This window comes from Gemmatimonadota bacterium (genome assembly GCA_026706845.1).
Lineage (GTDB): Bacteria > Latescibacterota > UBA2968 > UBA2968 > UBA2968 > VXRD01.
In genome coordinates, this window is the sequence record JAPOXY010000029.1 from 1 (window position 1) to 25,576 (window position 25,576).

25 protein-coding genes, 1 tRNA gene and 1 pseudogene are annotated in these 25,576 nt (G+C 54.7%); 13 read left to right on the forward strand and 14 right to left on the reverse strand.

The genetic code is table 11. The features are described 5' to 3' along the window. Positions 1 to 271, forward strand: a 271-nt coding sequence (locus OXG87_02805; GenBank protein MCY3868459.1) for a sulfotransferase, incomplete at its 5' end; no start/stop codon positions are given. A 38-nt stretch (positions 272 to 309) separates the two neighbouring features. On the opposite strand, the gene OXG87_02810 is transcribed toward OXG87_02805, so the two are convergent. The 11 genes and pseudogenes from OXG87_02810 to OXG87_02860 form a co-directional block, all read right to left on the reverse strand. Then, complete coding sequence (locus OXG87_02810; protein ID MCY3868460.1) at positions 310 to 1,047, reverse strand: M14 family metallocarboxypeptidase; 738 nt, start codon at positions 1,045 to 1,047, stop codon at positions 310 to 312. Beyond that, a complete protein-coding gene (locus OXG87_02815) occupies positions 1,047 to 2,006 on the reverse strand; it encodes a 3'(2'),5'-bisphosphate nucleotidase (protein MCY3868461.1) in 960 nt (319 codons plus the stop codon). Before OXG87_02815 ends, OXG87_02810 begins: the two co-directional genes overlap by 1 nt. An 8-nt stretch (positions 2,007 to 2,014) precedes the next feature. Further along, complete coding sequence (locus tag OXG87_02820; GenBank protein ID MCY3868462.1) at positions 2,015 to 2,914, reverse strand: hypothetical protein; 900 nt, start codon at positions 2,912 to 2,914, stop codon at positions 2,015 to 2,017. Between the two features lie 19 nt (positions 2,915 to 2,933). Next, the gene (locus OXG87_02825; protein MCY3868463.1) at positions 2,934 to 3,827 is read right to left on the reverse strand and encodes a hypothetical protein; all 894 of its coding nucleotides are present in this window, start codon (positions 3,825 to 3,827) and stop codon (positions 2,934 to 2,936) included. A gap of 66 nt (positions 3,828 to 3,893) precedes the next feature. Beyond that, positions 3,894 to 3,991, reverse strand: a tRNA-Sec gene (locus tag OXG87_02830). Between the two features lie 2 nt (positions 3,992 to 3,993). Next, a pseudogene (gene selD / locus OXG87_02835) lies at positions 3,994 to 4,968 on the reverse strand (selenide, water dikinase SelD). Positions 4,969 to 5,033: 65 nt separating this feature from the next. Continuing rightward, a complete protein-coding gene (locus OXG87_02840) occupies positions 5,034 to 5,618 on the reverse strand; it encodes a TlpA disulfide reductase family protein (GenBank protein ID MCY3868464.1) in 585 nt (194 codons plus the stop codon). Positions 5,619 to 5,633: 15 nt separating this feature from the next. After that, positions 5,634 to 5,846, reverse strand: coding sequence for a hypothetical protein (locus OXG87_02845; protein MCY3868465.1), 213 nt, complete (start codon positions 5,844 to 5,846; stop codon positions 5,634 to 5,636). Positions 5,847 to 5,984: 138 nt separating this feature from the next. Beyond that, positions 5,985 to 6,944 carry a protein-methionine-sulfoxide reductase catalytic subunit MsrP gene (gene msrP / locus OXG87_02850; protein MCY3868466.1) on the reverse strand — a complete coding sequence of 320 codons (960 nt, stop codon included), beginning with the start codon at positions 6,942 to 6,944 and terminating at the stop codon, positions 5,985 to 5,987. Positions 6,945 to 6,974: 30 nt separating this feature from the next. Next, positions 6,975 to 8,282 (reverse strand): citrate synthase, encoded by a 1,308-nt coding sequence (locus OXG87_02855; protein MCY3868467.1) that lies wholly within the window; start codon positions 8,280 to 8,282, stop codon positions 6,975 to 6,977. Positions 8,283 to 8,333: 51 nt separating this feature from the next. Continuing rightward, positions 8,334 to 8,996 carry a hypothetical protein gene (locus tag OXG87_02860; protein ID MCY3868468.1) on the reverse strand — a complete coding sequence of 221 codons (663 nt, stop codon included), beginning with the start codon at positions 8,994 to 8,996 and terminating at the stop codon, positions 8,334 to 8,336. A 163-nt stretch (positions 8,997 to 9,159) separates the two neighbouring features. Here OXG87_02860 and OXG87_02865 point away from each other — a divergent pair, with 163 nt between their 5' ends. The 5 genes from OXG87_02865 to OXG87_02885 are packed head-to-tail and all read left to right on the forward strand — an operon-like array spanning position 9,160 to position 14,602. Further along, positions 9,160 to 9,981 carry an HAD hydrolase-like protein gene (locus OXG87_02865; protein ID MCY3868469.1) on the forward strand — a complete coding sequence of 274 codons (822 nt, stop codon included), beginning with the start codon at positions 9,160 to 9,162 and terminating at the stop codon, positions 9,979 to 9,981. A gap of 14 nt (positions 9,982 to 9,995) precedes the next feature. Continuing rightward, on the forward strand, positions 9,996 to 11,120 hold the full coding sequence (dgoD, locus tag OXG87_02870) for a galactonate dehydratase (protein MCY3868470.1): 1,125 nt from the start codon (positions 9,996 to 9,998) through the stop codon (positions 11,118 to 11,120). A gap of 22 nt (positions 11,121 to 11,142) precedes the next feature. After that, complete coding sequence (locus tag OXG87_02875; protein ID MCY3868471.1) at positions 11,143 to 11,880, forward strand: SDR family NAD(P)-dependent oxidoreductase; 738 nt, start codon at positions 11,143 to 11,145, stop codon at positions 11,878 to 11,880. A gap of 22 nt (positions 11,881 to 11,902) precedes the next feature. After that, positions 11,903 to 13,855 (forward strand): alkaline phosphatase family protein, encoded by a 1,953-nt coding sequence (locus tag OXG87_02880; GenBank protein ID MCY3868472.1) that lies wholly within the window; start codon positions 11,903 to 11,905, stop codon positions 13,853 to 13,855. 3 nt (positions 13,856 to 13,858) lie between these two features. Next, the gene (locus tag OXG87_02885) at positions 13,859 to 14,602 is read left to right on the forward strand and encodes a PEP-CTERM sorting domain-containing protein (GenBank protein ID MCY3868473.1); all 744 of its coding nucleotides are present in this window, start codon (positions 13,859 to 13,861) and stop codon (positions 14,600 to 14,602) included. 30 nt (positions 14,603 to 14,632) lie between these two features. Here the strand turns inward: OXG87_02885 and OXG87_02890 are convergent, their stop codons facing one another. Continuing rightward, complete coding sequence (locus OXG87_02890) at positions 14,633 to 15,394, reverse strand: SUMF1/EgtB/PvdO family nonheme iron enzyme (protein ID MCY3868474.1); 762 nt, start codon at positions 15,392 to 15,394, stop codon at positions 14,633 to 14,635. A 117-nt stretch (positions 15,395 to 15,511) separates the two neighbouring features. On the opposite strand from OXG87_02890, the gene OXG87_02895 reads away from it, so the two are divergent. The 3 genes from OXG87_02895 to OXG87_02905 are packed head-to-tail and all read left to right on the forward strand — an operon-like array spanning position 15,512 to position 17,634. Further along, the gene (locus OXG87_02895; GenBank protein MCY3868475.1) at positions 15,512 to 16,015 is read left to right on the forward strand and encodes a GNAT family N-acetyltransferase; all 504 of its coding nucleotides are present in this window, start codon (positions 15,512 to 15,514) and stop codon (positions 16,013 to 16,015) included. A 9-nt stretch (positions 16,016 to 16,024) separates the two neighbouring features. Beyond that, positions 16,025 to 16,759: an SDR family NAD(P)-dependent oxidoreductase gene (locus OXG87_02900; protein MCY3868476.1), complete on the forward strand. Its 735-nt coding sequence runs from the start codon at positions 16,025 to 16,027 to the stop codon at positions 16,757 to 16,759. A gap of 11 nt (positions 16,760 to 16,770) precedes the next feature. Continuing rightward, the gene (locus OXG87_02905) at positions 16,771 to 17,634 is read left to right on the forward strand and encodes a sugar phosphate isomerase/epimerase (GenBank protein ID MCY3868477.1); all 864 of its coding nucleotides are present in this window, start codon (positions 16,771 to 16,773) and stop codon (positions 17,632 to 17,634) included. A 43-nt stretch (positions 17,635 to 17,677) separates the two neighbouring features. On the opposite strand, the gene OXG87_02910 is transcribed toward OXG87_02905, so the two are convergent. Both OXG87_02910 and OXG87_02915 read right to left on the reverse strand, forming a co-directional pair. Further along, a complete protein-coding gene (locus OXG87_02910) occupies positions 17,678 to 17,800 on the reverse strand; it encodes a hypothetical protein (GenBank protein ID MCY3868478.1) in 123 nt (40 codons plus the stop codon). A gap of 11 nt (positions 17,801 to 17,811) precedes the next feature. After that, complete coding sequence (locus OXG87_02915; protein ID MCY3868479.1) at positions 17,812 to 19,209, reverse strand: arylsulfatase; 1,398 nt, start codon at positions 19,207 to 19,209, stop codon at positions 17,812 to 17,814. Between the two features lie 71 nt (positions 19,210 to 19,280). Between OXG87_02915 and OXG87_02920 the strand changes: the two genes are divergently transcribed. From OXG87_02920 to OXG87_02935, 4 genes are read left to right on the forward strand one after another with little or no spacing between them, the layout of a single operon-like run. Continuing rightward, positions 19,281 to 20,318 (forward strand): hypothetical protein, encoded by a 1,038-nt coding sequence (locus OXG87_02920; GenBank protein MCY3868480.1) that lies wholly within the window; start codon positions 19,281 to 19,283, stop codon positions 20,316 to 20,318. A 51-nt stretch (positions 20,319 to 20,369) separates the two neighbouring features. Continuing rightward, positions 20,370 to 21,815, forward strand: coding sequence for a sulfatase-like hydrolase/transferase (locus tag OXG87_02925; protein MCY3868481.1), 1,446 nt, complete (start codon positions 20,370 to 20,372; stop codon positions 21,813 to 21,815). Between the two features lie 13 nt (positions 21,816 to 21,828). Further along, entirely contained in the window at positions 21,829 to 23,607 is a 1,779-nt protein-coding gene (locus tag OXG87_02930) for a beta-glucuronidase (GenBank protein ID MCY3868482.1), read from the forward strand. 6 nt (positions 23,608 to 23,613) lie between these two features. Beyond that, positions 23,614 to 25,533: a hypothetical protein gene (locus tag OXG87_02935; protein MCY3868483.1), complete on the forward strand. Its 1,920-nt coding sequence runs from the start codon at positions 23,614 to 23,616 to the stop codon at positions 25,531 to 25,533. The last annotated feature ends 43 nt before the right edge of the window (positions 25,534 to 25,576 follow it).

Sequence of the window (25,576 nt, forward strand, 5' to 3'; positions counted from 1 at the left end):
CAGAGCTTTGATCCCTGAAGGCAATCTGGCGGAAGTGAAGTACGAAGATCTCATATCCGATCCCCTGGGCGTACTGGAACGCATCTACGCGACACTCGGATTGTCTGGTTGGGAAAGCGGAGGAAAGCAGGCAGTGATCGAGTATCTGGGCACACTCTCGGACTACCAAAAAAATACATTTGAACCGAACCCCGCCGCTATGAAGCGCGTCTCACGGGCCTGGCGGTTTGCTTTCGAAGAATGGAATTATGAACTACCGGTGAAGCTATAGACTGGCCCAACCTATGTGCCAGTTTTGGATGAATTGCTCTAAAAATCCCTCGCATTAGCCTCCACCATCACCTCAATAGCTGCCAGATGCGCTGCAACGCGCACATCCATCGGCTGTGCTGTCGGGCTTTCTGACGTCACCAGATGCCCAGTATGGCCTCTCTGATACAAAGCAATGGGAATACCCTCCCCATATTTCCGCCTCGACACATCCATATTGGGATGAATCACCCCATTGACCGCAACCTCACCCTCAATCTCGGCATTCTCGTTAATCGGACACACCTGCGCCACCCGCGCCACCATCGCCCGCCCCAGGGATTCTCGAACCCCAAACATCTCGTACAAATAAAACCCCGAACTCTCCCAATCCTCGTGCAAATCGATCACACCTGCAAAAACCCGTCCTTCCACAAACCCCTTCAAAATCTCAATCTCGGGCACATCATCGCGCAAAAACGCCCAATTCACATCCACCTCCTGTGCATTGAGCCGCGCATTGTGAACATAGCTCCACGGGCACAAACACGGAATAACTTCAAAACGCACCTTACCAGCCCAGCGCTCCCACCCCCCCTCCAAAAAAGCCAGCGCAGCCTCCACACCAGCCGGTTCATCGCCGTGCGTCCCCCCATTGATATAAACAACAGGCACATCTCCCCTGCCAGCGGACACGCGCAAAACCGGCAAACCTTCAACCTCCCCCAACTCATACACCTCAACACCAGACACCGCTTCCACGCGCTTAACAACAGCATCGTAATCCCGTTGACCCATCACATATCCCGAAGCGCGTCAATCACCCGCGCGTGAATCTCGCGGGCACTCACCACCACCCCGCGATTGTCCTCCATCTGATCAGCAGAAGCAAAATCCAGCGGCCTGCCAAACATATCGCTCACCTGTCCACCGGCTTCCTCGACAATCAGAGCACCCGCAGCGTGATCCCAGATATTCTCCCGATAACCCGGAGATTCTGGCGACGGCAGCCTCAAATACAACGCCGCATCGCCGCGTGCCACCGCACCGTATTTCACCTGACTATCCATCCTGAGCGACGGCGAAACAATCCCAACCGCACGAGCCACTGCTTGCTGTGCATCGAAATCGCAGTGTGATGACTCCACGCTCTCCGCAAACCGCCATGCAGGGTCATCAATGCGAACATCAACACCATCCCTACCTGCAAGAGACATCGCCCGCGTACCCTCTCCTCGCACCGCCACAAATAACACCCCACAATCGCCCTCCATCTCCTCCATATCCACGGGCAGAGCCGGACACGCCAGCGCGGCAACCTTCACCTCACCGCAATCGACGAGCGCCAGCGCCACCGCGTATTGATCCCCGCGCAAAAAACCCTTTGTACCATCAATGGGATCAAGCGTCCAGAAACGCTCTGCAACATCCCCATTACCCGCATCAATCCAATCGCAAATTGTACCCTCATCCGCCTGTGCATACGCCCGAACAAACTCGCACACAGTCTTCCGCATCGCCGTTTGCTCTCCACCCCGAAGCACCGACGCATCTTCCTCTGCCACAATCGGATCATTGGGAAAAACCGACTTTAATCGTCTGCACACAAGCGCCTGCGAGCCAAAATCCGCAACCGTCACCGGACTGCGATCCTCCTTCTCCATCGCTCCAACAAGTGATTTTCGCACATCCACACAAAGCCGCGCCGCCTCGCGCACAGCCTCAACAGCGACCTCACGCTCCCGATCATATCCCATAAACACCCCTATTTCTTTTGCGCACCAAAATGATCCATCTCGCCGCGATCAATCCAACCCGGCAACCTGATTTTCTCCGACATCTTCCACGCCGTCAAATAAAGTGAAACCGTAAAACCCGCCGCCCGCTTTGCATGCTTCTCTGCAAAAGCGCGCACCGCAGGCTCATTCTTCCAATCCACATCTTTTGGAATGAGATACTGCTCCATCGACAACGCAGACTCAACCTCTCCAAAACTCTCGTGCATCTGTGCCACAATACCCGTCATCAAACTATCCACGGGCGCGGCAGTCAAACCCTCGGCAATCTCTTCGGGTCTCAAATCCAAATTCTGAAGCAACCCATCAATCTTCTCGTGAATACGCGTCCTTGACGACTTGCCATCTACCACGCGACCATTCCAGTGAATCGTCAAATTCAGAGGTTGACAAACTTCCTGAGCAAAATGCGCGACATACCCGGCGTATATCAAACACTTATTCTGAATAAAAGGACTCTCGGGCCACTTGCGAAACTCGGCAAAAGCCAGAGCGAGTTGCCCGGTATATTCCGCTGTTACGTAAGGCAACAAACCCACCTGCTCTGGCCTCTTCCCCAACTCTGCACATAGCCTTGCAAACGCGTACCGCGACGCGGGCAAATCCGCCACCTCAAACAACTCCATATTAAAATAATGAACCGGATGACCAGCCTTCTCCAGATGAAGCGTACCGCGATTCTTTGCAACATCCGGATCAACAGCCGCATGAGCCACCATACCTGCGCCAGCCCTGAGAAAAGCAGGCGCATCTGCCGGAAGCGCCTGAACAGCCGCCCGCGTCAAAATACCATGCCCTCGCGGCCACCAGCCCCAGGCGGACGACCCGAATACAAACAGTACCAATAAAACCATACCCAATCGACGCATCGATAATCTCCTTTCTTTTCTACTCCCCGTCCCAAACCTCTCGCTTCACATAATCTGCAATCTCCAAACGCTCGGACAATCGCCAGGCAGTCAAATAAAGCCGCGCGGTAAACCGCGTCGCAGCGCGGGCGCGATCTTTTGCAAAAGCGATCACCTCGGCATTCGGTACCCAATTCTCCTCATCATATCTGGGAATATTCGGCCCCATTTCATAAACCCGATCAACCAGTGCAAACCCCTTCTCAAACTCCTGCATAATCTCAGACATCACATCATCAAAAGGCGTCACATCCTGATCGCGCGACAAATCCCCTGGCTCCATCTTCAAAAACTGCACCAGACCATCCACCTTCTGGTGAATACCCCTCTGCAACTTTTCTCCCCCCTCCTGCACGCGTCCATCGTAGTGAATCGTCAAATGCAAAGGCTGGCACATATCCTCGGCATAGTGCGCGAGAAAACCCGCATAAATCAGACATTTACTCTGAATATGTGGATTATCGGGCCACTTGCGAAACTCGGCAAAAGCCACTGCTAAACGCTCTGTCCACTCATTCACCGCATAAGGAACAAACCCCATCTTCTCGGGCGACACCCCGTGCTCATAACACAACTTGACAAACGCATATCGACTCGCGGGCAGCGTCTCCACATCGAGCATCTCGCGATCCAAAAAATGCTCGGGATACTCTGCGCCTCGCACCTGCGGCGTACCCCGATTCTTGCCCATATCGGGATCAATACTCAAATGCGCCACCGTCTTTGCCCCCTGCCTGAAAAACGCGGGAACCTCATCGGGCAAAGCCGCCACAGCGGACAAAGTCAGAATATGATGCCCTTCCAATAACCAGCCCCGAGCGGGGGAACACAACCCTGCTAAAAGCAAAACAGAAATAGCAAATCGTTTGATCATTAATACCTCCTGAAGTCACACATAAAGACAGCGGAGAAACTCAGAAAGTTTCTCCGCTATCAAAAATGGCGGGAATGTGTGGGAATCGAACCCACCAAGCGTGGGGTTAGCACGCAACAACGGGTTTGAAGCCCGCGGGGGACACCAGTTCCCCATCCACTCCCAATCACGCTCGTACCTCAATCTCACCGGGATGTTCTGCAACCACCTCGCCAATATCTCGAGCCATCACACCGCGCTCAATTAGTGCCCCAAGAAAAGCATCAGCCACATCGGGCGCAAGTGCAATCAACAGACCGCCAGAAGTCTGCGGATCAAAAAACAAACGCCTCAAAGCCTCGTCAACATCATCGGCAAACCTCACCGCATGCCCTCGCGCCGCCCGATTGCGCCGCAAACCACCGCCCTCGCGCTCCTCTGCAATCTGCAAAGCCAGATCAAAACGCGGCACATCAGAAGCCCGAATGCAAAATCCAACCCCACTCGCCTGCGCCATCTCCAACCCATGCCCCAGCAACCCAAACCCGGTAATATCCGTACATCCACCCGCATTATATGCAACCATCTCCTCGGCTGCGATGCGATTCAACTGCACCATAGAATCCACCGCAATCTGCAACGCACCCTCATCGATCTCGTCATTTTGATACGCATCCGACATCAAACCCGTACCCAGCGGCTTGGTCAAAATCAGACGATCTCCTGCCTGAGCACCTGCATTGGTCTTCACATCATCTGGATGCACAACCCCCGTCACAGACAACCCGAACTTGGGCTCCACATCCTCCACAGAATGTCCACCCACCAAAACCGCGCCAGACTCCGCCACCTTCTCCTGTGCCCCTCTTAAAACCTCGGCAATCACCTCTGGGGCGACATCATCACTCGGAAACCCGCAAATATTCAGCGCAGTAATCGGGCGCCCCCCCATCGCATACACATCGCTCAGCGAATTGGCTGCCGCAATCTGCCCATACGCCTGCGGATCATCGACAATAGGCGTAAAAAAATCCACCGTCTGAATAAGCGCCACATCCTCAGAAATCCGAAACACGCCAGCATCATCAGCCGTATTCATCCCCACCATCAAATCGGGATGTGCCACGGGCGGCAACTTTTTCAAAATCACATCCAGCACCGCTGGATCGAGTTTCGATGCTCAACCACCGCAACTGACGAGCTGAGTCAATCTTCTACCGCGATACTTCATTTTTTCAATTCCTCATCTTCTCTCGCCATCTGTTCCTTTTGCCAGCGATAATCCACCTTGCCATCGTAAAACATCCCGGGGTTCTCTATCGCCCACAACTGCTTTCGGATCAACCAATTTTTGGGATCCAGAACATACGCGCGCTTTAACTCTGCAATCGCGCCTTCCCGCTTCCCCTGTTTGAGCAACGCGATAGCGCGCTGAAATTTCGCATCGGCCTCCTGCTCATCCGCAGTCAGCGCGCGAGGTTTCGCACCCTTATCCCCATCGCGCCATGCGCCAGGAATAGCCCCCGATGTTATCCACTCAACCAATTCTTCGCGCAGCGTCTCCTTGTCAATATTAACGCTACCAACACTGCGAACAAGTCGCCCTTCTTCATCCACAAAAATTCCAACCGGAACAAATTTGACATTATACGCCTTGCCAACCGCATTGTGCTGATCCAGCAATGCGCGATATGTACCGCTGGCCTTTTCAACCCAGGGTCTGGCAACCTCGGCACCCTGAGCATCCTGAGCAATAACCACCACCTCAACCTGTTCACCGTACTCCTGATAAAACGCTTGCCATCCAGGCAACTGAGCGCGGCACCCTCACCAGGACGCCCACATAAAAAACGCCGTCTTCTTCCCGCGAAAATCACTCGAAGAAATCATCTCCCCAGTGTACAAATCCGGCAGTGTAAACGCAGGCGGCGCGTGTCCAATACCCAGCCCCACAGCAGTGTCATTCGGCACTTCTTCACCAAACAGGGTATGAGCCGACCCATTTATCAACAAGAGCAATACAAATACTATTTTTTTCATCTCATCTCCAATCTAACAGAATTTGAACAATATGCAACACACAAGCCCGTATTCATCTCGCATCCGAACCCGTGAACACCAAACCGCTCGGCAATCATCTCACCGAGCGGTTTGACATGCAACACGTATTGTATTCCACTAACCGTACAGATGCGCCACATAATCGCCATACCCATTGTACATCCGGGTAGGAACGCGATCCATCGTCCCGATCAACCGCTCCGTTGCCTGAGACCAGCGCGGGTGTGGCACATTGGGATTTACATTAGACCAAAAATCGTACTCAGCAGGTGCCACCTTGTTCCAGAACGTCGGAGGTTGTCGTTTCGTGAACTCGATCTTCACAATGGACTTAATACTCTTATACCCGTATTTCCACGGCGTGACCAACCGAATGGGTGCCCCGTGCTGTTTGGGCAACGCATGACCGTAAATACCCGTCGTGAGCAACGTCAGTTCATTCGTCGCCTCTTCCATTGTCAAGCCCTCAAAATAAGGCCACGGATACCAGGACTGCGTCTTGATGCCCGGTGCCTGATCCGGACGATTGAACGTCACCATCCGCACGTATTTTGCCGACGATTTGGGCTGTACATAATCGATCAACGCCTTCATTGGAAACCCCGTCCACGGCACCGTCATCGCCCATGCTTCCACGCACCGAAACCGGTACACGCGCTCTTCCAGCGCGAACCGCTTGAGCAAATCATCCAGGTCATACGTCCCGGCCTTCTCCACATAACCCGAAATCTCGATCTCCCAGGGGCGCACCTCAAACTTATCCGTCAACTCGTGAACCTTGCCCTTATTCGTGGTAAACTCGTAAAAATTATTGTACCGCGCAGCAACCTTCTCCTCCGTCAATTCCCGCTCCACCGTGTACTTTTCATTGCGCTTTGCCGGATACAAACCCGGTAGCGAGGGAGGAACTTCCACCTCAAACTCATCTTCTGCTGTCGCGCAACCTGCGCCAATCACCGCGCTTGCGCCTGCAACACCTATAGCCTGCATAAAGCGCCGCCGATTCAGGTAAATATGTTCGGGCGTAACCTCGCCTTCGGGCAACTGCCAGCCTTTGGGAATATGGATAAAAGCCATTGTATTCCTCCAATTTTTTTCAACGGAGAATCACCGCTGATCCATCGCCGCGTAATCGCGTTTATCTGCCCCGGTATAAATCTGGCGCGGACGGGCGATCTTCTGTTCGCTATCCCCCAGCATCTCTTTCCACTGCGCCAGCCAACCACACGACCGCCCCACCGCAAATAACACCGTCATCATCCGCGTGGGCAATCCAATCGCCTGATAAATAATACCCGAATAAAAATCCACATTGGGATACAATTGCCGCGAAATAAAATACTCATCCTGAAGGGCAATCCGCTCCAACTCCAGCGCAATATCAATCAGGGGATTCTTACCCGTCACTTCAAACACACTATACGCAGTCTCTTTGACAATCGCCGCCCTGGGATCGTAATTCTTGTAAACCCGATGCCCAAACCCCTGCAGCACCACCTCTTTGTTTTCCACCCGCTCGATATAAGCTGGCACCTTATCCACCGAGCCGATCTCATTGAGCATATTCAGTACGGCTTCATTCGCGCCCCCGTGTGCCGGACCGTAAAGCGCCGCTGCTGCACCAGCCATAGACGAATACGGATCTGCCCCTCCACTGGCAATACCCCGCATGATGCTGGTAGATAAATTCTGACCGTGGTCGGCGTGCAAAATGAGCAACACTTCCAGCGCGCGCTCGAGCACCGGATCAGCCCGATACACCTCGCCCTCCGTGCCAAACAGCATATTCAAAAAATTGCCGTAAAATCCCAACTCGGGATTTGATGACACATAGGGCAGGCCCGCACTGCGGCGATGCGCCGCAGCACCTATGGTCGCAACATTGCCAATCAACCGACAAATATGACGACGCTGTGCCTCTTCGGTTCCAAAATCTCGCTCATCGTCGTAAAACACCGACAGTGCCCCCAGCGCACCCACCAGCATACCCATCGTATGAGACCCTTTGGAAAAACCATCGATAAAAGACAAAATATCTTCTGAAATCACCGTTTGAGCATTTACCTGCTCGGCAAACCCATCCAATTGATCGCGGCTGGGCAACTCGCCATAAACCAGCAAATAAGCCACTTCGAGATACGAAGATGCCGCCACCAACTGCTCAATGGGATATCCGCGATAGCGCAAAATCCCCTTTGCACCATCGATATACGTAACCGAACTGCTACAAGATGCCGTATTGATATACGCCGGGTCGTATCCCAACAGGCCAAAGTCATTATCCGAACTCTTGATCTGCCTCAAATCTTCTGAGCGCACATGGGCACCGTCCTCAGAATACGTGCCATAAGTAATAGGTAAATCATACGTCTCATCTGTCCGATTATCAATAACTGTCAATGAATCCTTGCTCATCACAAGCCCCTTTCTCATAATCCACCCATTTGGAGGAGAATTGTTCTGCTATTACGCTATAACCTGATAAACTCTACGCGAACTGCTCTCATCTGTAGGATCGGACGCCACAGAAACCGCATCAAAGACGCGTTGCAGAGCCCGTTCATAAGACGACCCACCCGCACAAATCGCAAGCGCCCCACCCGCTCGAAGTCGCATTTGCAACACGCGCAACATCGACAAACTATAAGCCTGGCGATTCTCCGCCCGCGCCACCTGATCTGGCCCAACATCAATATGCATCGCAATGCCGTGGTAATTGCGCGGTGAACCCTGCACATAAGAACAAAAATCGCCCACAATAAGCTCGACCCGTGCGTCATTCAGCAAATCGGCATTGGCCAAAAAGGTGCGATTCCATTCTACAATTTGCGGCTCAATTTCCACCACACAAATGGACTGTACAGCGCGGTGCTTCAGCACCTGCCGCAGCGTCACGCCCAATCCAAGCCCGCCGATCAACACATCGGCATATCTCTGACCTGGAGAAATGCCAGATAGTGCGAGATTGGCAAGAGCGATCTCCAAATTGGAACGGGTGCTCGCAATCGCACACCCATTTATAGAAAGCACATGATGCACCTGCTCGTCAACCGTCACCGCGTCAAGCCGAAAAATTCCATTTTGCGTCTGGACCGATGCCACATGACTTCGCGTACTATCGCTCTGCATTCATCGCGCCTTTTTTTCTAAAAAACCAATTTGGGCAAGTATTACAATATAACGGAGATTCCAAAATTTTCAAACACATTTGGTCGGAAAACGGGATCATTACCCACTTGATTTTTCAAACGCGAATCCCTTTATTGACGCACCGCCCAACAGGAATACATTTATGAGTCAACACATCGGCAACATCGAAATCATTGCAACACACATCCCTCGGGGACATTACCGTTCAGTACTCTTTGATTTTGACGGCACATTGTCGCTCATTCGCCAGGGCTGGCGCGAAATCATGATCCCCATGATGGTCGAAGTCCTCTCCGAACTCAACACCGGCGAAACCGAAGCGGAACACCGCGTTCTGGTCACCGAATTTATCGACCGCCTCACCGGCAAACAAACCATCTACCAGATGATTCAGTTGTGTCAAGAAATCCAAAAACGCGGTGGCACACCAGACGATCCCCTAAACTACAAACAGCGCTTTCACGACCTGCTCAACGCCCACATAGCCCATCGCATTCGCGGCCTCGAAACGGGCGAAATTGACCCCGACGATCTCATGCTACCCCATACCCGCGCGCTACTCAACAACCTGTCCAACCGCGGCCTGGTACTTTATTTAGCCAGCGGCACCGACCTCGTCTTTGTCCGCCGTGAAGTCGAATTACTGGGCCTTACAGCCTACTTTGAAGACCGCGTCTTTGGCGCACTGGACCAACATGAAAACTTTTCCAAAGCCATGGTCATTCAGGACATGCTCAAAACCCATGCCATAGACGGCTCCGAACTGCTGGGATTTGGAGATGGATACGTCGAAATCGAAAACGTAAAAGCCGTGGGCGGCACCGCTATCGGCGTTGCATCAGATGAAGTCAAACGCGAAGGCATAAACACCTGGAAGCGAAACCGCCTCATCGAAGTCGGTGCAGATATCATCATCCCTGAATACCGCGAGCAAGAAACCCTCATCGCGTATCTTTGTGATTAACCAAAGGAGTTACCATGAAAATCACCAAACTCGAAACCTTTCTCGTCAAACCGCGCTGGCTCTTTCTCAAAATGCACACAGACGAGGGCCTCATTGGCCTTGGCGAACCCATCCTCGAAGGACGCGCCCGTACATGCGCCCAGGCTGTGGCAGAACTCGAACCCTATCTCATCGGCAAAGACCCCCGTCGCGTGGTCCATCACTGGCAGGCCATGTATCGCCATGCATTTTATCGCGGCGGACCCATTCTCACCAGCGCCCTATCGGGGGTCGAACAAGCACTTTGGGACCTCGCCGGAAAAGCCGCGAACATGCCCGTCTATGAAATGCTTGGCGGGCCCCTGCGCGACCGCATCAAAATGTACAAAGGCACGGGAGGCGGCGGCACACCCGAACACGCTGCTGCCGCAGTAAAAGAACGCAAAAAACAGGGATTTATCGCCATAAAGACCGGGCCAGCCAAAATTCGCCCGGCGCGCATCGTCGAAACCCCGGCCTTTATCGATCGCGCCGTCGAAACATTTGCCGCCATGCGCGAAGCGGGCGGACCGGACTTTGACATCGCCATCGACTTTCACGGCGCCATATCACCGCAAACCGCTGCCATACTCATCAAAGCGCTCGAACCCTATCAGCCGATGTTCGTCGAAGAACCCATCCAGTGTCAAGACATAGAAGGCATGGCAGAACTCGCGCGCAAAACACACTTGCCCATTGCAACGGGCGAACGCATCTTCACCAAATGGGGCTTCCGCGAACTCCTCGAAAAACGCGCCTGCTCCATCATACAGCCCGACCTGTCACACGCTGGCGGCATCTTCGAAACCCGTCTGATCGCGGGCATGGCCGAATCCTATTACGCAGCCGTTGCCCCACACTGTCCGCTCGGCCCCATTTCATTAGCCGCCTGCATCCAGCTCGACGCCAGCATACCCAACTTCCTCGCACAAGAACACACCATGTTTGGCGAAGACTATCTCAAAGAACCGTTCCAATTCAAAGACGGCTACGTCGAATTGCCCAAAGGTCCCGGCCTTGGCATTGAACTGGACGACGACAAAATGGAAGACAAAATAGGCCACGACTGGACCAATCAAAGATCCCTTCATCCCGACGATGGATCGGTCGTTGATTGGTAAAATAGTTTCTCAAGGAGACCGCATGTCACAACTCACTGGAAAAGTCGCGCTCGTTACCGGCAGTGGGCGGGGTATTGGCCGCGCCATTGCCATCGCCTTTGCCACAGAAGGAGCCGACCTCATACTCGCCGCACGCACGACCGAACAACTCGACGCCGTTGCCGAAGAAATTCGCGCCCTCGGACGCAATGTCCTATCCGTACCCACCGATGTCACCAACCGCCAGAGCGTAGATGCACTGGCAGAAAAAGTCCGCGGAGAATTTGACCGCCTGGACATCCTCGTCAACAACGCGGGCGGCGGTATAGAGCGCAACAGTATCCTCGACAGCGATCCCGATGTCTGGATCGAAGACGTCACGGTAAACTGCATCAGTGCCTACCTCGTCTCGCACGCCCTGCTACCCCTCATGATTGACTCCGGCGGTGGCAGAGTCATCAACGTGGGATCGGGCATGGGCCACCGTCCCACAGCGAGCAGTTCTGCGTATCACGTTGGCAAAGCCGGCATGTGGATGTTCACCCAATGCCTATCAGAAGAAGTCTGGGAAAATAACATCACAGTCAACGAACTCATCCCCGGGCCGGTAGCCACACATCTTACCGGCGGTCGCATGAGAGTGGGCGGTCCACCACCCTTTGCACCCAGCGAAGTCGTCAAAGCACCCGAAGACGTCGTCCCACTCGCCCTCTTCTTAGCCACCCAACCCGACGGAGGACCGACCGCTCAAACCTTCAGCCTGACCCGTCGCCCGATTTAACCCCATCCCAAAAGGAACAGCTATGTCAAAAAAAATCATCGCCTACGGCATGGACGGATTCATCACCCCCATGATGAAATACTTTGCCGACGAAGGCGTCATCCCAACCTTCAAACGCCTGCTCGACGAGGGCGCAGTCAACGAAACCTTCCCCTCCTTCCCGGTCTGGACACCCACCAACTGGGCAACCCTCTCCACTGGCGCACACACCGGTACGCACAGCGTCACGCGCTGGCGCGTCGAAGTCGCTCCCGGCGAACGCATCAACTCGTTTCACGGCCGCGCCAACAATGCCCAACGCCTGTGGAACGCCCTCGAGCGCGAAGGACTCAAAGGCGTTGCTCTGCACTACCCGGCAGCGCATCCATCAGGCGTGGAAAAAGGATATGTAATCGACGGATTTGGTCACCCTGGACACGCCAGCACCGACTATGAAATCGCCGCAGCACAGGCTTATACCACCGCCGAACACGTCGAAGAAATCGTGGAAATGGACCACGACGGCACAGCCGTTCGCCGGAGACAGCGAAGCATAGAACCCATCCCCGCACTATCGCCTGCGGATGGCTGGACCAATCTTCCACAAAGCACTGCTCCACCCCTCGCATCCACCATTGAAATCCACGCGCGCCTCGGCGGCGACATCAACCGCTTTCACCTGCTCGTCTTCGCCAGCGCCAACAGCGGATACGACACCCTGCGCGTCTGCCGATCTCAAAATGGTGACGACCACATCGCCGAAGCCAGAACGGGATCGTGGAGCAACTGGGCCATCGAACCCTTCTCCATCGAAGGCCGCGACCAACGCGCCTCTGTGCGCTTCAAACTTCTCGAACTCGAATCCGATGGCTCTCATCTCAAGCTCTACCGCTCTCAAATCACATATAGCGACGGCTTCACATATCCAGACGACCTCGCCGACGAACTCATCCAGCGATTTGGTCCCTATCAAGAACACGCCTCCATGACACCCTACACGTCTGGCATGACCGACTTTGACACCGCCCTTGAAGAATGCGAATACCAGGGCCTCTGGTTTGCCGACGTCGCCAATTACATGCTCCACGAAAAAGATGCCAGTTTCTTTATCTGTCACTGGCACCTCTACGACTACATCAACCACATCCACCTCGACGGCGTCGATCCGGTTTGCCCGGCTTACGATCCCGACAAAGCCGACGACATCATGCACCTCTTCCGCAAAGCCTATATCGTTGGCGACAAAATTTTAAAACGCATGTGGGACGCCACCGATGACACCACATACGTCGGCGTACTTTCCGATCACGGCGCATCGCCGGATGTGCGCATCGCCAATATCCGAAAATTCCTGCACGACAGCGGATTCACCGTCCTGAAAGAAGACGCCAGCGACGGCGTCGAGCGCGACGAAGTCCTCGAAAGCGAAATCGACTTTGAAAAAACCCGCGCCTACCTCAAAGACGACAAGGGATTCGACATCTGGATCAACGCCGAACCCGGGCCCAAATTCAATGAAATCGAACGCGATGTCCTCCTCGCCCTTCGCACCTGGGTCGATGAAGAAATCGGCCGCAATGTCGTTGCCATCGCCCTGCCCAGACGCGACGCGTACATACTCGGGCAATGGGGCGACCAGTGCGGCGACGTCATCTTTGCCTGGGACCACGGATTCGTCAGCGGCTACTACGGCCAGTGGAAAGGCATTGTAGGCGGCGGCTGCGTAGGTGCACCCGAAGTCTTCGGCGCACACCACGGCGGCTTCATCCCCACGCGCAGCGACATCTCATCGAGCTTTGGTTCTTTCTTCCTATCGGGACCCGGCATCAAAAAAGGCTACGAACGCCCCACCGACAAACTCGGCTACATCCACGCCGCAGACGTCGTCCCCACCCTTTGCCACATCTTCGGTATTGCCCCACCGGACCAGAGCCAGGGCGCGGTTGCCTACGACATTCTCGAAGGGCATGAGATGGTGCGGGAACGGCCTGAATAAAACATGACACGACAATTTGCCCTTGTTCTTATCACCTGCCTGACGATTACATCCTGTACTTCTACGAAGGGTGCAACCGAGGCTGAGTTCAGCTTCACTTTTCAAAGCGATGCCGAAGGCTGGACGGCCGGATTTGCCGATCTTCCCGCCAACTTCGAGCCATCAATCTACGAACTCGACTCCGGTTATCGCCCTCTGCCACCAGGTCTCGAAGGCAATGGTCTCTACATCCAGGGACATAATCGCAGCGACGACCTCTTCATGTTTTTCAAGAGGCGGATCGACGGGCTTAAGGCAGATGCGACCTACGCGGTATTCGCGTCCCTCGACCTGGCGACCAACGTTCCGTCCAACACCTTTGGCATCGGTGGCTCTCCCGGCGAGAGCGTGTACGTAAAAGCGGGAGCATCTACTGTTGAGCCTGTAGCAGAGGGGGACAACCTCAGAATGAACATCGACAAGGGAAACCAGTCCAACGGCGGCGCATCAATGGTCGTGATAGGAAACGTCGCTCATCCCGAGGTTGTCGGCAGAGAGTTTCGGCTCAAGTCTCTTGACAACGCCGACAATCCAGTGAATGTCACCACTGACAGCAAAGGCGGACTCTGGCTGATCGTCGGTACCGACTCTGGCTTTGAGGGACTGAGCACATTCTACTACGCCCGCATTGCTTACACACTCAAAATAGTGGAATCTCCTAACTCGGAGGCTTCACTTCTCGGACCGAGTAGTCGGAGTTTGGATTAGGTTTGCACGAGCAAGCCCTTTTTTCCCACATCACCGACAACATCGAAACCCGATCCCCTTCCCTTGCCATCTGGGATTGAGACGTCCGCGCTCTTGTACTCGCACGGCTGGTGCGCCATTTACCCAACTGCCACCGCGCATCACGCGCAAGCTCCCACTCTCTGGACCCGGGGGATTTTCCCGCGGGCTATTGCGATAATAATCCACGCGATGCCAATCCGCCACCCACTCCCACACATTACCCGACAAATCCGCCACCTCAAAAGGACTCATACCATTGGGAAAACTACCCACAGTCGAGGGCTTGCCCACATGCCCATTAAAATTCAACCGCGTCGGATCGGGATCCTCATTGCCCCAGGGATAAATACGCCCATCTCCACCCGCGGCCTTTTCCCACTCCGCCTCGGAACACAACCGCTTACCTGCCCACGCGCAAAAATCCTGTGCATCAAACCAGGTCACACCAACGACCGGTTGCCGCGCGGCATTAAACCCCACAGAATCGGCACACGCCGAAGGATCGCGTCCTGTAGTCGCAACGAATAATCTGTAATCCGCGTTCACCACCTCAAAGCGATCAATCCAGAACGCATCTAAAAACACCACATGCTCGGGACCTTCATCCCGCCCAAACTCATTGGTCCCCATCACAAATTCGCCCGCTGGAATTTCGACCATCTCCTCAACCAACTCGCCCTCAGATTCTGGCTGAACGGGATAATCATCGCCACAATTAGCTATCAGCCCCATCCCAATGAGCACGCACAAAAATTTCAAAATATCGCTCATCTCAGCCTCCTGATGAGACCGCTAAAACAGCGGCATCCGAAAGAGGTTGTTTGTTCTCAAAATCGCGTGTATTTTTGCGTCTGAAATCTGGATAAACAGTAGTCCATTGGAGAAAGCATGAACAAAGTCACCACATATTATCTCGAAATGAAATCGCCTTCATCGCTCAACGAAAAAACAGAATCGAACGGACTGCAAGTACATGAATGCGAAATCAAACAATATCAATTTAACAAATTTCTATATCAATTCATAGGCGGACCCTGGGATTGGACAAACAAACTCTCCTGGTCAGATGAACAATGGAAAGCGCACGTAGAAAACGACAACCTGAGAACATGGCTTGCGCAGTACAAAGGCGCGCCCGCAGGATACTACGAACTCCACAAGCAAGACGATGGCAACGTCGAAATCCTCTATTTTGGTCTGGCTACCAAATTCATCGGACAGGGCTTTGGGGGTTATCTCTTATCCCATGCAATAAAATCCGCCTGGCAGTGGGGACAAACAAAAAGAGTATGGGTGCATACCTGCACCCTTGATCATCCACATGCACTGCAAAATTACAAAGCACGCGGCATGGAAGTCTATCACACGGAAACGACCGACCACGAACCTTAAGGGGAACCCATGAGACTACAAAACAAAAACATCGTCGTGACGGGCGGTGCATCGGGAATAGGACAGGCGGCAGCGCGATGCTGTGCCCGGGAAGGCGCGCGCGTAGCCGTAGTAGATCTGGACGGAGCGGGCGTGGAACGCACAGTTCGAGAAATCGAAAACGCGGGTGGGAATGCAGCGGGATATCACGCAGACATAAAAGAAGAAAATCAGGTACGCGCACTTTTTGAAAATATTGGCAACGCCTTCGGACACATCGATGGCTTAATCAACGCCGCAGGCATCCTCGAAGGCGCGCTCGTCCCGATCGATGAATTTGATGAATTCACCTGGGACAGAGTCATAGACATCAATCTAAAAGGAAGCTTCCTCGCCTCAAAATACACCGTACCACTAATGAAAAAAGCCAGCAAAGGCGTCATCGTACTCATCGCCTCTGGCGCAGGCGTCAAAGGTGGAAGCTCATCGGTCGCTTATGGCTCAAGCAAAGGCGGCGTCCACGGACTCTCCCTCGTATTGGCAGCCCAACTGAGCAACCGCAACATCCGCGTCCACGGCGTATGCCCGGGCGGAATTGAAACACCGCTCAAAATGCGCGTTGTACAAAAACAAGCCGACGCCGCAGGGCGCGACGTCTCAAAAATGGCAGCCGGACTCGGCGACCCCGAAGGCGTGGGCAAAATACTGTCCTTCCTCGTATCTGATGAAGCCGATTATCTTCGCGGCAGCATCTTCACGCGATAGGAGACCAGACCATGCGCTTAGGTGTCGTAGGCCTCTTGCCCCGGGATTTTCGCACCCTGCAATCGCCACATCTTCAGACCATCCAAAACCTCGGATTCACCGGCGGAGCCTTTCACTTCCCCGCAGAACTATGCGAAGAAATCACAACCGCCGACACGGATCGGTGTCGCACACTTTTTGCCGAACACAACCTCGACCTCGCACAATTCTCCATCACATACCCCGAGTGCCTCTTTGATCCCGATCCAGAGATCCGAACCGCAATCATCCACAAAATCAAAAAAGGTGCAGAAATCGCCGCGGGCCTATCTGCACAAACCTATCTCCTGCGTCCCGGCAGCCGCAACCCCGCTGGAAGCTGGACACCCCATCGCCAAAACCACACGCCAGAAGCACGGGAACGCCTCATCGAAACCCTGCGAAAAATCACCCCTACCCTCGAACAACACGGCGTTACAGTCGTCATGGAAACCCACCTCGTCTCCATCCTCAAAAACCCGGAAACATGCCGCCAAATGGTCGAAAGCGTCGGATCGCCCAACCTGCGCCTGGTCATGGACTACGTCAACCACTTTGAAACCTTAAGCCAGGTCTATGCCAGCACTGACCGTCTGGACCACATCTTTTCCCAAATGGGCGCTTATTCCCCGGTCATGCACATCAAAGACATCGCCATCGGCAAAGGACTTGTCATCCACCTCGACGAAACCGTACCCGGCAACGGCGAACTCGACCTCGCCCACTGCTTCCGGCATTTCCAGAACCACCAGCCCAACAACTACGGCCTCATCGAACACCTCAAACCCGACCTCATACCAGAAGCCGCCGCAAACACCCGCGCCATCGCCTCCTGCGCCGGTGTTCCGATAACATAAAAAACGGCGTCCGATTAACTGGTCGGACGCCGCGAGAAACCATTCAATTCGGAGAAATCCAGCGTTTTTTCCATTCCCGCATAATGTGAAAATACTGTTGCACCTTGCTATAGCGGCGCAAAATCTCGAGCACCTTCAACCGCAAAACATACTTTTCCTGATCCATAACGCCTCCTTTCACGTACTCCTATCTCCTTCCCGATACCGATCCAAAATCTCCAGCAATTCCTCTGCCACCTCCGACTCTTCACAAAATAAATTATTCTGCTCCTCCGGATCGGAAGTCATATCGTAAAGCTGCATCGGCGGTGCATCCGCTGGCACATCTGCCTCCCTCAAACTCCAGCCCCCCGACCCGCGACACGCCACCAGCTTCCACTGATCTTTGCGAATCGCAAACGCCCCGCTAATCGAATGATGCACCGTCGCCTCCCGAATCGTATCCTCCAGATCGCCTCGCATATACGGCAAAATATCATAACTATCCTCACCCGCATCCCCTGGCAACTCCACATCGCAAATCCCGGCAACAGTCGCCAGCAAATCCGTCAAACACACCGTCTTATCACAACGCGACTCCGGTTCAATCACCCCGGGCCACGAAACGATAAACGGAATGCGATGTCCGCCATCCCATGCATCGGACTTCTGCCCCCGATAAATATAATTCCCCAAATGATCGTACTTCTCCTTCAACCCTATCGGCTCTTCGTGACAGCCATTATCACTCGTCACAATAATCAGCGTATCATCCGCCAACCCATTGCGCTTCACCGCCGCCAAAATCCGCCCAACACTCCAATCGTGCTCCGTCACATAATCCCCGTATTCCCCCGCCTGACTTCGCCCTGCAAACCGCCCCCGCGCAAAATGCGGCGTATGCGGCGAAGGCGCGGGAAAATACAAAAAGAACGGCTTATCCCCATTCTCCTTCGCGTGCTGATTGATAAACCCCTCGGCGCGAATCGTCAACTCCAGCAAACACGTATCATGCATAAACCCCGGCGCACACGCACCCCCGCGCCAAAATTCTGGCCTCGGCGAATCCGCAGTCTCCTCAACCGGCTGCTCCACCACCACCCCATCCTCAATATAACAATACGGAGCCATATCCAGCGACGCCGGAATAATAAACGAATAATCAAAACCCACCGTATGGGGTCCATCCGTCAACGGCGCAGAAAAATCCACCGTCTCTCCATTCATCCTCTCCGCCCCATCTCGTACCTGCCAGCCCAAACCCAAATGCCACTTGCCCACACAAGCCGTCGTATAACCCTCATCGCGCAACAGCGAGGGCACAGTCATCCGTCCAGCTTCAATCAACGGCTCAGAATACCCATTCAAAACCCCGCGCTTCAACCGCGAACGCCAGCAATAACGCCCCGTCATCACCCCGTACCGCGTGGGCGTACACACCGCAGAATTGCTATGTGCATCCGTAAAAATCATCCCCTCCGACGCGAGTTGATCCGTATGCGGCGTTGGAATCTTCGAATCGGGATTTAAACAACTCACATCTCCATATCCCCAGTCATCTGCCAAAAGGTAGATAATATTTGGCTTGCGCATCATACAAACTCCCTTCATCATGTCTATTCAAAAGCCACAAAAATCATGATCACCATAATACACCCATCCATACCATGACACAACCTCATTTTCTCCAAACACTCCAGCGCCACACGTCCAATCCACTGTTGACCATTGATGACATCACCTGGGACTACAAAAAAAAGCGATCCATCATGTTTCCCAGCGTCATCGACATGAGCGACAAACTCAACAGCCCCATTGATCGCTACTACATGTATCTCGCCTCACACGGCGGCAGAGAAATCGGCTTTGCAACCGCACCAACGCTCGAAGGCCCCTGGACAATGCAAAAAGAAGCCGTCCTACACATCGACAATTGCCCCGCCGTCACGGGCCACCTCAGCTCGCCCGAAATCATTTATTACAACAACCGCTTCATCCTCTACTACCACGGCGGCTGTCCGCCAGAAGTGCTCAAAGAACAAAACCGCCGAATGCTCACCCACTATTACCGCCGCATTCAAAACTCAGGCGCCGCCACCTCAACCGACGGCATCCACTTTGACATACACCCCGACCCCCTCCTCCTCCCCATCACCACCCCCGACCACTGGCGTGCGGCCACCAACATGTATCTGCGCGTCGTGCCCACAGAAAACGGATGCCACGGCTTCTTTATGACCATGAGCCGCGAAGAAGCTGATTACAATGGTGAAACCAAAAAACTTCCCAAAGAACAACGGAAAGGTCGCCCCCATCCCACAAGCATCGGCCAGGCCTATTCACCCGACGGATTAAATTGGACCCTCGACGAAACCGGTGCCATCCTCACCGCCGAAGAAACACATGGGGAACACCAGCGCATTCGCCATATTGGATGTACACGCATCGACGACACACACATCCTGGCAACCTATTCTTGTTTTTCCAACACCGATGCAACCTGTGAAAGCATCTTCGCTGCCACATTACAAATCAACGGCCAGGCGGTACGCCTTGTTCACAAACACGGCACAATCCTAACACCCCAAGGGGAATGGGAAAAACGAAATGTGCGCGACCCCTTTCCCATATTTCACAACGACAAATTATACCTCTACTACGCCGGCGGCGGAGAAAAAGGCATTGGACTGGCAATCTCACAATAACCCCGAATCGACCACTGACTTACAATCTGCAATTTTCCTCCTGAGGTCTTCATGTCCGACAAACCCAACATCCTCTGGATCTGCACAGACCAGCAGCGCTTTGACACCCTCGGCTGTTATGGCAACCCCTATGTACACACCCCTAACCTGGACCGCCTCGCCGAACAAAGTGTCCTCTTCGAAACCGCCTTCTCGCAAAGTCCCGTCTGCACGCCCAGCCGATCCAGCTTTCTCACCGGACGCTATCCGCGCACCACGCGCTGCCGACAAAACGGCCAATCCATACCCGGCGACGAAATCCCCGTCACCAAACTACTCCACGACGCCGGATACGTATGTGGCCTATCCGGCAAACTCCACATCTCGGTCTGCAACCCCAGCACGTGCCACGGCACAGAACGCCGTATAGACGACGGCTATGACCAGTTCTTCTGGTCGCACGACCCCGCCCCCAGATGGCCCACCAATGACTATCACCAGTGGTTGCACGACAAAGGTCTAAAACGCGATGTCCAACCCTTCCCCGACTCCCGATACGTACAGACACTCCCCTCTGAAGAACACAGCCAGACCACCTACTGCATCCAGCGCGCCATCACCTTCATCCGCAGATGTGCTGAAGAAGGTATGCCCTGGACCTTCTCCCTCAACCCCTTTGACCCGCATCACGCCTTTGATCCCCCGCGCGAAGACCTCGAGCGCTACCGCGACCTGCTCGACGACATACCCCTGCCCAACTACGTCGAAGGCGAACTCGACGACAAACCCGTCTGGCAACGCATCGATCACGGCGGCTCCTACGGCGGCAAAGGCATGTATGCGTACGACCAAATGACCGACACCGATCACCGCTGGGTCACCGCGGCGTATTGGGCCCTGGTCGATGTCATCGACCGGCAGATCGGCCACCTGCTCGACTGCCTCGAAGAAACCGGTCAACGCGACAACACATACATCATCTTCACCTCTGACCACGGCGAAATGCTCGGCGACCACGGCATCTACCTCAAAGGCCCCTTCTTCTACGAACCCGCTGTGCGCGTCCCCCTCCTCATCTCAGGACCGGGCCTTCGCAACGACGGCTCGCGATCATCTGCACTCGTCGAACTCGTTGACCTCGCGCCCACCATCCTCGAATGGGTCGGCCTCGACCGCCATCCCGCCATGCAGGGCCGCACCCTCCAACCCATCCTGAAAGGTGACGCGCCTATCGACCAGCACCGCGACGACATCTACTGCGAATATTACAACGCCATGCAGGGCCACAAAAATCCGCCAGCCCATGCCACCATGGTCCGCACCGACCGCTACAAACTCGTCGCCGCACACGGCACTGGCGGAGGCGAACTCTACGACCTCGAAACCGATCTCACTGAAACGCACAACCAGTGGAACAACCCCAACTACACCACCGTGCGCCTCGACCTCATGACCCGCCTTGCCGACCGCATGGCCTGGACCGTTGATCCCCTGCCCCCGAGAGAAGCCGGGTTTTAATAAGGAGCATTGCATGTCCGAAACACAACCGCGCCCCGAACACCCCCGTCCGCAATTTCAGCGCAGCACCTGGCTAAACCTCAACGGCATCTGGAACTTCGCCATTGACTCTGGGCAATCCGGCGAAGCCAAAGGCTGGCCCCAAAATCCCGCTGATTTAGACCGCGCCATCACGGTCCCCTTCTGTCCGGAATCCAGCCTCTCGGGCATACAACACACGGACTTCATGCCCTCGGTCTGGTATCACAGAACCTTCGACATCCCCGACGAATGGACGGACAAGCGCGTACTCCTGCACTTCGGCGCAGTCGATTACCACTGCAAAGCCTGGGTCAACGGTCGGCTCATCGGACAGCATTACGGCGGCAGTTCATCCTTCACTTATGACATCACGGACGCACTCACCTCCGACGCGAACCACCTCGTCGTCTGCGCCAATGACGACACGCGCTCTGGCGACCAGCCATCGGGCAAACAATGCCCCGACCTCTATTCCCGCGGCTGCCACTACACCCGCATCACGGGAATATGGCAAACCGTCTGGCTCGAAGCCGTACCCGAATCGCGCATCGAAACGGTACGCATCGTACCCGACCTCGACAGCAGCCGCTTTGTACTCACCCCCACATTCAAAAACGCGCATCGCGGACACACCTTCCGCGCCGTCCTCCTCAACGGCAAAGAAGAAGTCGCTGTCTCCACCATGCCCGCCACGAGTGGCACTGCCATGTCCTTGCGCATCAAAAACCCGCAACCCTGGTCGCCAGCCAACCCCCATCTCTACGACCTCCGCTTTGAACTCCGCGACGGCGACACCACCATCGACACAGTCAACAGCTATGCTGGACTGCGAAAATTTCACATCGAAGGGCACAAATTCTACCTCAACAACACCCCCATCTTCCTGCGCCTTGTACTGGACCAGGGATTCTATCCCGACGGAATATGGACAGCCCCATCCGACGAAATGCTCAAAGGCGACATCGAAAAATCGCTCGCCGTCGGCTTCAATGGCGCGCGTCTCCACCAGAAAGTATTCGAAGAACGCTTTCACTACTGGGCCGACAAACTCGGCTATCTCACCTGGGGCGAATACTGCGACTGGGGCATGAACTTCGGCTCACCCCAATCCATTCACAACCAGCAGCGCGAATGGCGAGAAATAGTCCAGCGCGACCTCAACCACCCCTCCATCCTCGCCTGGACCCCATACAACGAAACCCGGAGAGGCGCGACCAACCACTTTGAAGCGCATCGCCGGGCCGTACAGGAAACCTACGACCTCACCAGGGCACTCGATCCCTCACGCCCCTGCCACGACACCAGCGGCTACGTACACGTCTGCACAGACATCTACACCGTACACGACTACGAACAGGACCCCGTCAAATTCCAGACAACTTATGCACCCGTATCCCCTGACGACTGGAAAAACACACCCATCCGCTTTCCCGAACTGAATGTGCCCTATCAGGGCCAACCCTATGTCGTCGATGAATACGGCGGCACATGGTGGGACCCCAATGCCGTCGAAACAGAACAGGACGCAGACCGCAAAAGCAGCTGGGGCTATGGCAAGCGCCCCACCGACATCGAAGAAGTGTATCACCGCATCGAAAAACTCACAGCCATACTCCTCAACCACCCCAACATCGCGGGGTATTGCTACACACAACTCACCGACATCGAACAAGAACAAAACGGCATCTACACCTATGACCGCCGGGAAAAATTCGACGCAAAACGCCTGAAAAAATATTTCGGTGCCCCCGCGGCGATAGAAGAGGAGTAATCCCCCATGGACCCCCGATGGCAAAACCTCCCGCACACCAACACCGAATTCACGCCCGCAACATATCCCGACCGCGAAACCTGGGAACGAGAAAAGGCGAGACTCAAAAAGCAAATCCTCTTTGCCGCTGGACTCTGGCCAATGCCCGAAAAAACCCCGCTCGACATCCACATCTACGACCGCATTGAAAGAGATGGGTACACCATCGAAAAAGCCTACTTTCAGAGCTTGCCCCACTTCTACGTAGGCGGCAGCCTCTTTCGCCCCCTCAATCCACAACCCAAAAGCCACCCCGGCATCTTAAGCCCACATGGGCATGCACAACTGGGCCGCATACAACACGGGGACACATCCTATCCGGGCCGGGGCATCACCTTTGCCCGAATGGGCTGCACGGCCTTCATGTGGGACATGGTCGATTACAACGACAGTGCCCGACACCTCTCCGGCGCATATCAGGAAGAAACCTACAGTGTTGTACACCGCGCACCCTGGCCCCACAAACAAGATGACCGCATGCTCTGGAACATCGGCATCCTGGGCTTTCAACTCTGGAACAGCATCCGCGCACTCGACTTCCTCTGCGAACTCCCCGAAGTCGATACCAACCGCCTGGGCTGCACGGGCGAATCGGGCGGAGGCACCCAAACCTATAACCTCTATACCGTTGACGACCGTCTGCACGTCGCCGCACCCGTCTGCATGGTCTCCGCCTACATGCAAGGCGGCTGTGTCTGTGAAAACGCCCCCCTGTTGCGCATTGACACCAACAACGTCGATATCGGCGCCACCTTCGCGCCTAAACCCCTCATCCTCGTCAGTTCCTCACAGGACTGGACGCAACACACCCCCGACGTCGAATACCCCGCCATCAAACGCATATACGATCTCTACGACGCCGACGACCGCATCTCTCAAATCCAGATAGACGCACCCCACGGCTACAACCTCGAAATGCGCGAAGCCGTGTACCGCTGGTTTGCCCGCTGGCTCGACCTGCCCTATGGCGAAAACTTTATCGAACCCCCTTTTGAAGTCGAAGAACACAAAGACATGCTCGCCTTTTTCAATGGCCTGCCCGACGGCGCAATCACCCAACACGCAGACCTCATCCGCCAGTGCATCGCCGCATCCAAAACAGCACTGGAAACCTATCGCCCAAACACCCCCGACGCCCTCGCCGCAAATCGACGCACCCTGGGTGAAGCACTGCGTATCACCGTAGGCTACGACCACAGCACCGTCACTTATGAATACAACGCTCAAAAAGACGGGACCCTGATTGGCAACCGCCGTAATGTGCGCGTCCCCATCCGCACCTTCACACCCGAAACCCCGTCCGACACATCCACCCTCTTAATTCACCCGCACGGCATGGACGCCCTGTACTCACCCATCATCCAGGCCCTACTCGACAAAAATCACACTGTCTATGCCATAGACCCCTTTGGCACGGGCCAAAACATCGGCGAAGAAAACCCCGAAGAACCGCGCGGAGGCGGAAACTTCTTCAACACCTTTAACCGCACCGACGACGCCGAGCGCATATACGACATCACACTCGCACTGCGCCACATCCCCGATGGCCCGGCAAACATCGTCGGATTTGGCAATGCCGGACTCTGGACCACCATCGCAGGTGCAGTCACAGAACGCACCGACCTGCAAATCGCATCCGACATCAACGCATTCAACACTCAAACTGAGAACGACTACCTCAACCGTCTGCCCATCCCCGGCATACTCAAAGCGGGAGGCTTGCCCAACGCCGCCGCCCTCATCGCCCCAAATAACTTGCTCTTACACAACACGGGCGATATCTTCGACACCTCATGGGCAGAAGCGGCCTACGCCCTTCATCCCGAAGCGACCTTGACAGTAAAAAATGACCTTGCAAAAAACGAGGACCTGATCAATTTTTTGTAAAAAACCTTCTGGATCGCGGCTCAAAAACATACCGCGATGACAG